Raw genomic sequence first — 12,598 nt, 5'->3', positions numbered from 1 at the left:
GCGGCATGACCAGACGCCTCCCCTACGTACAACGAGAGACTTCCCGCCACGGCCGCGTGACTTGGTATTTTCGGCGCGGCAAAGGAGCTCGACAGCGGCTGCCGGGAAAACATGGATCCCCTGAATTCACGGTCGCCTACAACGCAGCGCTCGCCGGCTTAGCTGCCAAGGCTCCTGCGCAACCGCGAGCGAAACACGGCACGCTGGCTTGGTTGTTTCAGTCCTACAAGGCAAGCGCCGCTTTTGCCGCCCTGGCGCCATCTACGCGTCGCGTACGGGCCAATCTGATGGACGGGATCTCCAAACGCGCAGGCCCGAATGCCCTGATTGTCGACATCACACCCGCCGTGATCCGCCGCGGTCGCGAGGACCGCGCTGACCGTCCTGGTGCCGCGAACAATTTCCTAAAGACGCTGCGCGCAGTTTTCGGCTGGGCGTTTGAATCTGAGCTTGTTGACGCCGACCCGACCCGATCGATCAAGTTGTTGGCCGAGAGCAAAACAGGCTTCCGCACATGGACGCCCAGCGAAATAGAGCAATATCAATCGCATTGGCCCCTCGGCACCAAGGCACGACTAGCGCTTGATCTGCTCGCATTTACCGGGCTGCGACGATCAGACATTGTTCGCCTGGGCTGCCAGCACGTCAGGAATGGTGCGCTTCAGATCACGGCACAAAAGAACGGTGAACTTATTACGCTACCGATTTTGCCAGCGCTACAAGCCTCGATCGAGGCCACCAGCACTGGTGATACGGTGTTTCTTGTAACCGAGTTCGGAAAGCCGTTCTCGGCAGCAGGGTTTGGCAACTGGTTCCGCAAAAAGTGCGAGGCTGCAGGCGTTACGGGCTCGGCGCATGGGATGCGTAAAGCAGCCGCTACTCTCGCAGCCGAGCAAGGAGCAACGACGTCGGAGCTTATGGCGGTATTCGGATGGAGTTCATCCAAGATGGCAGAACTGTACACACGAGCCGCGGATCGCAAGAGGTTGGCCATGCAAGCTGGCGCTAAATTGGCGCGCGAACATAAAGCAGAATAGAGCCCAGAAAACTCCACAAGCGACCATTGCGACAAGCCAGCTCCCGGCGCATTCGAAACCTTCTGGTCGGAGGGCCTGCGCCGACACTTTCGGACCATAACGGCAGGTCGGTAGCATTCCGCATAATGACCGCTTTGCGCCCCCGTTTTCGCCATTCCCGTTGCCGTTTGCTGATCCCGAAACCGGCCGCTCGTTCAGACGCAGGTCGGTTGGTCTGTTAAATCCAGCTATGGGACTGTTCTGACGGGCCATTTAGGTAAATTCGCCGGTGCGAAGATATGTTGTAGCAGGAATTGCGACGTCGCCTCGTCACGGATATGCGCCGTCTCGAAAACGTGTTCCATCTCGGGAAGGAAGCTCGATTGGCGCAGATCGCCCTCTCCGGCAATCTTAAGATCTTCACGGCGGGCTCGGATCGCGGTCTGAACTGCGGTGATTGCGAGATCGACGCGACTGTCAAGAACATAGCCCAGCATGCCGCCATGACGGACTTGATCGCCGTATTGTCGAGCCACAAAGCGGAACATGCCTTGGGTAACGTATTCTGTACCTAAGGTACGCCGTCGGCCGTGGTTGGTGACGTTGAGGCGTTTACACTCCAAACAGAAGTAGAAGGCCTCGTGCGGAATCATTGGTGAAAACGTGATGTCCATTCGACCTTGATCCTGACCTGCGGCTGGATCGAGCTCTACGATTTGAATGTCGATGCGAAACGGCAAGCTGGCACTGGTTCGGTTCTTACGCAGAGCTCGGCAAAGCGCTTCGGTTGTCGAATCTTCGAGCGCATCCGGTGAAAGGGACGGCATTTCGTCCCACGTGGAGAGGATAAGGCGAAGAATGTCGGGCACCTGGGAGTCGATTAAATCCAGCCAGGCCGTCGGGTTGCCTCCGAAGCTCATGGACGGGCTTGACCCGGGTAGGTCAGCAGCGTCCCCGCGATTTCATCAGCGTCGTTCAGGGCCGAGGATTGCGTCCAGTATCGGCATGCGTCCGGCTTGACGATGTAAAGGCTTAGACCATCAAAAACCATCAACCCCCGTACAAAATCGAGAGTCCGCTTGGTGCTGGGGAAAGCCTTTTGCAGCCTGTCGATGGTTGTCAGGACATCCATGTCATCGACCGTGATGGCGGGCGCGGGCGGCCTCTGCGCTTCTGTCCGTTCGATAACCGTCATCGCGAGACCGAGCTTCTGGGAGCGCACGACCCGCCCAATGACCGCATCAGCGCGCGACCACTGACCTAGTGTCGCGCAAAGCCGTTTATTATACGCTGCCAGCACTTCATCAGTCGCCGGCGTCATCGTTGGGACGCCGACCCGTGATCGGGTCGGCTGCACGCTGGGAATGATGACGTTTATGGCATCGTCGATCAGCAGCCGCTCCGAAGGCTGCACGCCAAAATACTGATCGACGAGTGGCTCTATCGCCCGCGTTGCGTCGACGACGGCGTTGTTGCGGACAAGATAATTCATCGAGGCCACGCCGATTGCGTCGTCGATAATCTTGACAACCTGTTCCACAATGGCGCGCGCAGCCACCGGGTCCTCATGGCCATCGGGCAGGATCATTGGCAATCGGAGGATTTCCTGGACGTGGACCTCCGGGCGGTAAATGCCCCAGTTGGAGGAAGTGTGAAACATGAGGTATTTGGCGAGCGAGGTTCGCAGATAAGCCGCGAGGAAGATGAGCAAGTCGCGATCTTCCTGCGGACCATGAATCCCCCGCACCGCATGCCGGAAGCTGACGTCGAAGTCGGCGTAAGCGATCCGCTGAAAGCCCTTGGTGATGAGGACATGTGGCGCACGAAAAATCTCAGTGTTCGTGTTTGACCGGCTCCTGACTAGGACTTCGTCGTCAGGAAGGGCGATCGCGTCCTCCGGTAGCGCGAACAAGTCAATGGCCGGGTGCGTGGCCTTGATGAAGTGTCGCGATGGGAGCTTGAGGCGCTTGGCGCGCTTCGGATCATCATTCTTTCCGGCCGGCTGAAAGCCTTCAGCTCGAACCCAGCGCTTTTCACCCGGCTCTTCGGAGGGCAGCCTCACAAGGTCGCGCAGACGGGGTTGCAGCAGCATTCGATCGATGAAGCGTAGATCCCGCGGAGAGCCCCAGAAACTCTGGCTCCACAGTTGCGGGGCGTCCGGCCCGTCAAGATCCGAGAGGAGCTTGTCGAGCCGGATGGAGCGGCGGTCAGCAGAGCCGATGACGATCACCTCGGCCTGTGTGGTGGTCCAGCTGGCCTTGGGCGTAAGATACTCAATCACATCTCGTTTCGGATCTCCCGCATGCGCCCGATAATTGACGACTAGCGCCGGATGGATCGCCTCACTGAACAGGAACAACCGAAGGTCAGCGAGATTCAGAACCCGCTCGATAGCGTGCTCTTCAACCCATTTTCGTTGGAAGCGCACCGCTGCGGGGCTGTGGTTGAATAAAACGCCATGCGGAAGCACGAAGGAAATTCGTCCTTCGTGCGACACATGCTCCACTGCCTTCCAAACGAAGGCCGCCGCGATTTGACTATCAGGGAGTGGCTTTTCAGCGCGGGCGCACCACAACCCGGCGTGAGTCTTCGCCCCAGCCGTGCTCCCCCAGGGAGGATTGCCAATGATGAGGTCGACATCCCTCGGAAAATCCTGATCGTCGAAGAAGTCGGCGCAACGTATCGTCCGGGGTTCTCCGGCCTGCTGAGGGCCGCCAGGATTGGCGGGTTCGGCGATCAGGCGCGGCAGCGCGCGCCCCTTTTCCTGCAGACCTTGGATGTCACGGGGCGACAGCTGATCCAGATAGGCGAGGTAGAGGCTAAACGCGGCGATCCGGCAGGCCGTGCCGTTGATGTCGACTCCGAACAGGTTGTGCTGAAGAATCCGGCTCAGCTCCTGCGCACGGCGGTCGTTGCGCGCTCCCGGGTTAGCCCGCTTCCATTCCTCCGCGATCCGATTGAACAGGCCAACCAAAAAAATCCCCGACCCGCATGCCGGATCCAGAAACCGCTTACCGAGGAGCGAGCCGATGCCTTCAAGCGCGGAATCCAGCACGATTTCGGCCAGGAAGCGTGGCGTGTAGAAGGCCCCGTCCTCCTGATCCTCGGCCTTGAGGAAATGCTCGTAGATCGCGCTGATGGTTTCGATCGGAATGTACTGGAAATCATAAGGCCAGAACGACAGCTGTCCAGTTCGGACCTGAGTGCCTTGGAAGAAGGCATCGAGGATCGCCAAGTGATTGTTCGAAACCAGGCGCGCCTCGACGTCGATATTGTCGCTGAACAGGTCGCCATTGAAGTCTTGGCTGAGCTGTCTGAATACCTTAAAAAGACCCTCCTTCGCTTGGGAAAGCGGCCTCTGGGCAAGCACATCTCGCAAGTGCCTCGCCGGACTTAAACCAAGATCCTTCAGATACCGATGGCCGACGACGCCTCTATCGAAAAGATAGCACGTGAAGACGAGTCGGCAGAGCAGAGCGTCGAGGACATCAATCGGTATTGCGTCGGGCACTCCTTCGCTGAGTTTGGTGCGGACGTCGCCGAGGTTGGACAGGAGGTCACGATCGACGCGTTTGCTGGCGTCGAACGAGCGGGAGTGTTCCCGAAAGAACGCGCCGGACTCGATGGCAAGAAGGAACTCCGGAATGGCAGTGGTCAATTGCTCGAGCGTCGTAATGAGCGAGGGGGCGACCGTGCCGATATCTTCACGGCGGACCGGTCGCGACATGCCAGAGTAGATCTCCGCGCGTCCGCCTGATATCAACACCAAAACCGGCGCACCACCGTGATTCCAGAACGTTTTGTGGGCTGCGAGCACTTCATCCAAATCAAAGCTCTCGACAAGCTTGAAGAAGACGACCGGGGCGTCGTCCGTGCAGAAAACGCCATCGAGTTCGAGAAGCTCGAATGCATGCCGGATAACGTGCGCTTGCGGGGTTGCAGGCGTCACCTCATCGGGAGAAAGAAAGAGGCTAGGAAAGTGCGCGTGGTTTATTCCGGCGCTCTTATGCCATCCGCCGGTCGGCTGAACCGTCATTACCGTTGCTCGCTGGCTGCGGAGCGCGCTTTTCGGGACCCATCCAATTCAAAAGCCCAAACAGATGCGAGGCGTCGCGCGGTGATGGAATACCCCCTGCTACGCAAAAAGCTGACATCGCGATTGATCGTCGCCTCGGAAACGCCGAGCGCCTTTGCAAGGGCTGCAGCCGAATGCCCGCCAGCCTCAATAAGCGCCAGCAGAGCTTCATGTCTTCTTGCGATAGCTAAATTCCGATCGTACCGCACGCCTTCCCCTCAAATCTGTCATGAATTGATAGACACGCTGAGCCGGGAAGGCAAGAACATTCGGAGAACGATGGCACTGTGTTCGCGCCATCACTATTCCGATCTGCCAAGGTCAGATCGCGTCGTTCGGCTTAGCTCCCTAAGCTTACTAGAGACGAACGCGGGCAAACTGGCCTATCTTGACGTCGGGAGCGCGGACTTCATAGATCCGCCAAATACGGCAGGGCCATTGCCAGCAAGCTGTGCCTGAGTCAGCTTGACCAGCATCATTCACCTTCGAGGCGCTCCTGCACTTCCGTCACGAAGCGCGACGAGTTGTGCTGCCCGTACATGAGATGAATTTCATGCCTCGCGCGTGTGAAGCCGACATAGAAGAGGCGTCGGGCTTCGCGGACGTCGTTCTCCGTAGCATTGTTGCGCGGCAACCGGCCTTCCTCCGCACCAAACAGGATCACTACATCGAATTCGCGCCCCTTGGCGCTGTGCAACGTCGAAAGATTGATGCGGTCGAGGCCGATGCCGATTCCGGCGAACTCGGCTAACGGAAAATCATCGACATCGCCGACGGGACCGATACGCGCGAGGAAGTCGTTCAGTGTGCAGTATTCGTCAGCGAGCGATCGGGCGAGATCGACCTGCGATCGAATAATGTCATCGCGCAGAGCTGTCAGCCAATCATAGAGGCCGAGCGACTCGTCCCGCCGATCCCATAACGCTGCGGTGAGATCGCGCTGGAAAGCGAGCCGCTTATCCTCATCGGCTATGGCTTCATAAAAAAGCCTGGTGCCTTCGCTCACCACGCGAGACAGCCGAGGCGTCCCTGATCGCCAGCCTCCGCAGCACCACATGGCACATTGCTCCAGCCATCGCATCAGCCTGCTGCCGCGCGGATACAGCGCGTTGCCGTCGGTCCGTATCACCGAGTAGCCATATTCCGCAGCCGCGTTGGCGACATCATCGCCGAGGAATGCCGCAGGATACAGCACCGCGATCTCGCCAAGAATAATGTCGGGCCGACGCTCGCGGATTTCCGGGATCAGCTCTTCGATGAGATATCGTGCCTGCCCGGCATAGCCACCTGTGCAGGGGTGAAAGTAGATCGTCCCTTCATGGGCATCCTCGGGCGCCTTGTAGCCCCGCTCCTCTCCGAGCGCATATTCGGACGCACTGACGATCCGCGATCCGCAGCGATAGTTAAGACCTAGTCGCACCGTCTCGACGTCCTCGCGCTCGGAAAGCCGCCGCAGCAGCTCTGGCGTCGCGCCGGTGAAGCCATAGATTGACTGATCGACATCGCCTACCGCGAACAACCGCATGCCCGCGCTGAAGCAGAGGCCCATCACCATACCGTGGAGCGCGAGACCCAAGTCCTGATACTCGTCGACGGCGAGGATCGGATATTTCGCCACCATCGCCGTTCGAAGCCATTTGTTCGCGGCAAGGGCACGCACTGCGAGGAGCGGCATGTCGTCAAAATCGATTAGCCCGAGTGCGCGAAGTTCGGCCTCATATGCTTCGACGAGCCCACTGAGCTGCGGATCGAGCGTCTTCCATTCCGGCCGCTCGCGGTTGAGGAACCGGCGCCGATGACGGCCGAGCCGCATCTCCCAGTCCTGCGGGTTCTCCGGCCCACCGATGACCTTGGCGTGAGCGGCGACCAAGGCGGCTCGAGTTTGCTGCCGACTCGCTACCGTGAATTCGTCGGGCAGGCCCAGCCCGGCCACCTTGGCGTAGGGCAGCAGAATTTGTGTGAGTGAGAATGAGTGGACAGTTCCGATAAAGACGCGACCGCCGGGTGTGATGCCGAGCGCGTCCAACCTGTTTTCGAGCTCGCGCGTGCATTCGTTATTGTAGGTGATACAGGCAATACCGCGCGGCTCGTCCACATCCTCGCTGAGCAATCTGGCGAGCTTGACCGTGAGCGTTTTGGTCTTGCCGCTGCCAGGACCAGCCAACAGCACGCAATGCCCAGTTGATTCATAAGCCTGCCACTGCTTCTCGTTGGGACGCAGATCCTCTGCCGCCCTGAGATAGAGCGCCCGATTAAACGAGACCGATGACATGATTGATCGCATCCGCAATGTAATCGGGCACAAGCTTGCCGGGTGCGCGCGTCGCCAATCTTTGCGCGAACCGGCCCTTGCCCATCTGCTCGATCATCTTGAGCAGTTCGTCAGCGTCAAAATCCTTCGGCTTCGCTTCCCACGCGTCGAGGATCGCTTTGCGCTCGGCGCTGAAGTTATGCTCGCGGAGTGTGTCGATCATCTCCTGAGCATAGCCGCCGTCGAACAGCTCCGTCTCGAGCGTGCTCCAGTTCACGAAGATGCTGGACTTCTCGATTTCGGCGAATGTCTCGCTCCAGGTCGTCTTGTCCTTTATGGCTTTGATCACCGCGTCGGTGTCGTCACCGCCAGCGGCCTCGTCGATGATCCGAATGAGCTTGAGCGCCCGATTGTAGGCGCGGGGTTTCTCGTCGACTTCGTCATAATCGGTGATGACGGAGAACGGGATGCCGAGGGCACAAAGCAGCTTCACGTAGGGCTGGAAGTTGGTCCCGGCGACTGAACAGACCGACACACCATGCTCGTCGAGCGAGATGTCCATATCCTTGGCAAATGCTGGGATCAGAAACCGCTCCGCGTCGCCTTCGACGAGAATGACACCGCGCGCGAAGACCATCTCCGCTCGGGTGACATCAAGATATCGCTCAAGATCTTCGGTGTCGGTTTTGGTGAAGTCCGCTTCGGCGGTCGAATATCCCATCGTTCCCTCGTTGGACTGCGACCGGAGAAGCAGGAGCGACTCCAGCGGGGCGACGCTTGCGATATGCGGCGAGTGGGTGGTCAGAATGACCGAGAGCGGCCCTGCGGCGTCCCTGTTATCGTCGCCATCGGTACCGTTTTCGCCATCGACGATCGTCTCAAACAGATGTTTATAGACTAGGCGCTGAAGATGCGGATGGAGGTGCGCCTCCGGCTCTTCGATCGCGAGAAAAGAGTGGTCACGCTTGTTGGCAGCGATCAAGCGCTGAAGATCGAGCAGCTTTAGCGTGAGGAAGATGAGATTTGCCGAGCCGAGGCTGGCGTCGGCGACGCCGCGTCGCCCCTCATCAATCAGCAACCGAATCTGCCGATTGATTCGTGTGGCGTCGGTCGCGCTGAATCCAAGCGATGTATGCACATCCTGCTTCGGTCCGGCCATTGCCAGAAACAGCTCTGCGATACTGGCTTCGAGCGTCTTCACCTCGTCGAAGTCGATCGCCGCAGCGCTTGCCTCCGCGATCTTGTCTCCGATTTCCTTGAGCGCATCCTTGTCGATGCCGATGAACGCATCTTCGACGAGGGACGAAGCGGTGACCGGCGCCAAGCCGCAAGATCGCCCTCGGCGTCCCGAAGCGCCGGCAGCAGGTCCATCGTGATGCGGCGCCGAAGATCATGGCCGAAGCGCTTGGCTTCATCCTCGCCACCGAAGCAGACGAATGAGAAATCGTCGTCACTAGCGGGAGCGCGATCGAGGCCAGGCTGAGCGCGCAATTGATAGGTAAGACGGACTGTATCCGGGTCGTCGTCGAGGCGGTAGTCGGTCAGTACCGCCAGGACGTCGAGGTCTTCCTCAAAATCCTTGATCTCCACCGAGATGGTGATGGTGGTGTCGGCGGTAATCTCCTCCAGCCCGTCCCAGAAGTCAGCGAGACCGAGCTGCCGGCTGCTATCGGGCAGTGAGGGGTCGAAGATCAAGCGCAGGCCAAAGAGCAGATTGCTCTTTCCGACGCGGTTCTCACCGACAATGACGATGTTGCCGCCAAGTGCGACATCAAGGTCGAGGAAGTTGCGAAAATTCTCAATCCTGATTCGCGACAGATACATCTTGCCCGCTCCATTAACCTCGGACTGCGGTCTATATCCTAAACGGTAACAGCTGAGCACGATTTCGTCTTATTCGATGCGATTTTCTGCAAGTGTCGGCACACCGGTTGCCCTGAGAGCAACTGGCCTTGGCAACCTGTGGAAGCCATCAGTCGGCTTTCGGCCAGGCTCTGCCAATGAACTCTGCCCACGTTTCACTCAGCAGAATGACGTACTCGGGGTCGGCTGCGAAACGGCAACTTTCCGCGCAGCGCTGCCAACACCGAACTGTCTGGAATCGGCCCCTTTGCGGCCCTTCGGCGTACCTTCAAGATGTTGCGGTGCAGCCCGTCAATGCAGCCATTCGCTGCGCGTGCTGAACGAGGAAGGGGTCGGATGTCGGCAGTGCGGACAAAGCAACCAAGGTGAAAGGCCAAATGTATCCGATCTGCGACGTGGGTCACATTGCCGGTTTGTGGCAGATCCGGACATGAAGGCAACCAGACGACATTGAAGAGTCACCTCAAGCCGACATTTGGGATATATGCCGCGAACGACCATTCTTGCACCGATGCGGACAAACGCCATACTGTTTAAGCAAAAAAGCTCAGAAACGAACGCTTACCAACCCTGACATTGCCCGATGCGGTCAAGCAGTGGTCGCTGACCTCGCTGCGGGAGCGGTTCATCAAGACCGGCGCACGACTGGTGCGCCGCGCCCGCTATGCCGTCTTCCAGATGGCCGAGGCTAGTCTTTGCCGGCGTGCTCGGCCTGATCAATGGTCTGCGTGGGCCGCCGATAGTTAGGGCCCCGCATAACCGGCACTGCCGCCAGATCGTCGGTACACGGCGTTGGTGAAGGCACCGCCGCGTCCGGAGTTCACAAAATCACGCTCCTTGCGGTATCGGCCGACCCACGTTGCTCTATCCGGCGCCGGCAAAGACCATCCGAACGGGCAGCAGTGGCGACTCCCGGGTTGACCGTCGTTTTCAGTCACGGCATCGTCGACGAAGGGAATACAAATGGGGAAACCCAGCTTACCATTGTCATAGATGAAAGACGAAGTAATTGAACAATTAAGCACCACAAGCGCTTCAGCGCATAAATGATAATTTGACCTAAGAATTTTTTTACTTGGGGCTATGAATGAGCAGTCAATCATCAACAATTCTAACTCCCTCTCAGATCTGTGCTTTTGGCGCGGGTTATGTAAAGGTGACAGAAAATATCGGTGCCAGAGACCGGTTCACGTCAGAAATATTGCACTCGATCCTTTTCAATGGGCCGATATCTGTAGATGCTCCCAGCGACTTTCTTGAAAACCTTGGCCTTTCTCAATTTATTGAAGAAGGATTGTTGTTTCCTCGGCAGCTTTCATACGCAGATCCAACGATAAAGCGACTTACCGCTGCCTATGATATGGCTTGGAACGGTTATAGGAAATTGGAAGAACACCCAAAGCATGCTCCAGTAGTTCCTTATGAGTATATTGGAAAAAAGATAATATATGATGAAGTCGAATTGTCTGCCATATATTCTGACATTGAGTTTGGTGTGGCACAAATTGAGCAGACCATTAACCCGATAGTTAAAGGTCTATTTGAGATATTTGGATATCATTTTATACAGAGTATTGAAATGTTCCACAGCATTGCACAGGGTGTTTTGCGCGATAGAGGAGTATTGGAAATAAGTTTGGAAGAATTATACTCAAATGATATTTGGCGTGATCTAGGTCTTTACATTCAGTCGCCAGAGCAAACGCAAAAAGAGTTTTCTGATTTACCTTTTACGCCAAATGATCTTAGAGAGGTCAGTCAAGATTTTTGGAGTCTATACTCAGAAGTTCGCGGCTTCGAAGATTACCTCACTTCGTTTTTCCAAGTAACAATGAATCCTAATCCTGCATCTAACATTAGAACACGAACGTATTTTAAAACAATATTTGATTTACACAACGCAATGAAATTCGCCCAAGACGGTCGAGGGGTGCTATTTCTACCATTTGATACTGAGGCCGACGACGAAGATGACCAAGAGATTATTTCAATAAACCCAGACTTGGTTAGAACCTACAAACTTTATCTCTCTGAACGCAATCTGATACCCCGGATACAAAGAATAGAGGACGTATTAAGACTTAGAGAAGACAAGGGACTGAAGCCGTTAATAGAGAATCTGAAGATTTGGAACGAATTAGAAATTGAGGGGGACAACAAAGTGATTGAGCAAATAAGAAACGACATAGATGCCGCTACGCGTGAGTTGAAATGGATAAGTACGGAGAAAACAGTTGGTCAAGTGGTTGGCTGGGCAAGCCTGCCTGTTGGGCTTGTTGACATGCTTTTGATGACACCATTTTCGCTAATCGCCGGTGGCGTCGGCGTTGCTATTGATAGAGACGCTGCAAGGCGTGCAGGCAAAATGAAGTGGTTAAGTTTCGGATGTGATAGCTAGTACTGAGGCAATCATTATCATGCTAACGCACGGCGCCGTTGGTGCCTCTATCGGGTGGCTGAGTTCCTAACTTCCTGCGCAAGCCCCACCGCTTGGCGGCCGGTGGCGAAAAGCGCTTTATAAGGCTCCGCTTCTAGCGCATGGTGGACATTGAAGCGGACCGCAGCGAAGGTCTGCCATCCGCCCACACCGGCCGCTTGTCTTGCGCAGCGAACGTCTCCCTTTTCATCTGCAGTCAACTACGCCCGTCGCCGATCGCGCGGCGAACTACACGATGACGCCATTGTTCTCACGACCCAACTTATCCCCGGTCTCCGACCGCATGTGACACTTTCCCGGCGCCGAGAATGGCGCGAACAAGGGAGGTTAGCATGACGAAGAGAATCGGAACGTTGACCAAACAGGAAACACGGCATTTGGTCGATTGTGCGAATGAACCCGAGTTTTCAAATGCGCTTCGGGCAATCATGAGCATGCCTCGAGCTCAGTGGCCCAACGTCACCTTGATCTGCACTCCGATCGACAAATGGCCCAACAGATGGCCTAACTGACGGCCGACGAGGCGGGGAGGTTATCGCCTCCCCGCCTACCTGTGTTAGCTTTCCATTTTCGAAACAATCGGAGGTCCGGCGATGCAATCGCATATCCCGAGAAGCGCTTGAAAGAGGCCACACAGCGCTTTCGCGATGCCGATCCATGCATGGCAAAGCTGTTGGACATTATGGAGGTCACAGACGCCGCGCGCGCCGATATCCTGGACGTCGAGGGATATCTGGAGAAACCTGCCCGGCCCATGCCGTGGTATCGGCGGTTTCTCAGGCTATCGCGGGACTGACGGGACGATGTCGTTGAGACCGAGAAAATGCCCAACAGCGACAGATTCGCAGAACGCGCTGTTCTAAAACATGCTGTCAAAATTTCAGGTCAGCTGGGCGTGCTAAACGAACTAGCGCAAAACTTTTGCCCCGCACCCTGTGCCAAAAGTACCCCGCACC

Annotated in this window: 7 protein-coding genes; 2 read left to right on the top strand and 5 right to left on the bottom strand. The window is 56.8% G+C overall.

Annotation, left to right across the window (positions count from 1 at the left end):
• Positions 1-5 precede the first annotated feature (5 nt).
• The gene (locus D1F64_RS03250; protein WP_117411241.1) at positions 6-1,037 is read left to right on the top strand and encodes a tyrosine-type recombinase/integrase; all 1,032 of its coding nucleotides are present in this window, start codon (positions 6-8) and stop codon (positions 1,035-1,037) included.
• A 227-nt stretch (positions 1,038-1,264) separates the two neighbouring features.
• On the opposite strand, the gene D1F64_RS23015 is transcribed toward D1F64_RS03250, so the two are convergent.
• The 5 genes from D1F64_RS23015 to D1F64_RS24215 form a co-directional block, all read right to left on the bottom strand.
• Positions 1,265-1,936 (bottom strand): hypothetical protein, encoded by a 672-nt coding sequence (locus tag D1F64_RS23015; RefSeq protein ID WP_162901250.1) that lies wholly within the window; start codon positions 1,934-1,936, stop codon positions 1,265-1,267.
• Positions 1,933-5,052 (bottom strand): N-6 DNA methylase, encoded by a 3,120-nt coding sequence (locus D1F64_RS03240; protein ID WP_117411239.1) that lies wholly within the window; start codon positions 5,050-5,052, stop codon positions 1,933-1,935. Before D1F64_RS03240 ends, D1F64_RS23015 begins: the two co-directional genes overlap by 4 nt.
• A gap of 514 nt (positions 5,053-5,566) precedes the next feature.
• Positions 5,567-7,363: an ATP-dependent helicase gene (locus tag D1F64_RS03230; protein ID WP_117411237.1), complete on the bottom strand. Its 1,797-nt coding sequence runs from the start codon at positions 7,361-7,363 to the stop codon at positions 5,567-5,569.
• The gene (locus D1F64_RS03225) at positions 7,344-8,558 is read right to left on the bottom strand and encodes a TOPRIM nucleotidyl transferase/hydrolase domain-containing protein (RefSeq protein ID WP_248304739.1); all 1,215 of its coding nucleotides are present in this window, start codon (positions 8,556-8,558) and stop codon (positions 7,344-7,346) included. Before D1F64_RS03225 ends, D1F64_RS03230 begins: the two co-directional genes overlap by 20 nt.
• Positions 8,540-9,166 (bottom strand): AAA family ATPase, encoded by a 627-nt coding sequence (locus D1F64_RS24215; protein ID WP_248304597.1) that lies wholly within the window; start codon positions 9,164-9,166, stop codon positions 8,540-8,542. Before D1F64_RS24215 ends, D1F64_RS03225 begins: the two co-directional genes overlap by 19 nt.
• A 1,126-nt stretch (positions 9,167-10,292) precedes the next feature.
• Between D1F64_RS24215 and D1F64_RS23010 the strand changes: the two genes are divergently transcribed.
• Positions 10,293-11,603: a hypothetical protein gene (locus D1F64_RS23010; protein WP_162901249.1), complete on the top strand. Its 1,311-nt coding sequence runs from the start codon at positions 10,293-10,295 to the stop codon at positions 11,601-11,603.
• Positions 11,604-12,598 lie beyond the last annotated feature (995 nt).

The sequence above is a fragment of the Breoghania sp. L-A4 genome (assembly GCF_003432385.1).
Classification (GTDB): domain Bacteria; phylum Pseudomonadota; class Alphaproteobacteria; order Rhizobiales; family Stappiaceae; genus Breoghania.
The sequence above is the reverse complement of the archived record's forward strand: the minus strand, read 5'-3'. Positions and strand labels throughout refer to the sequence as shown.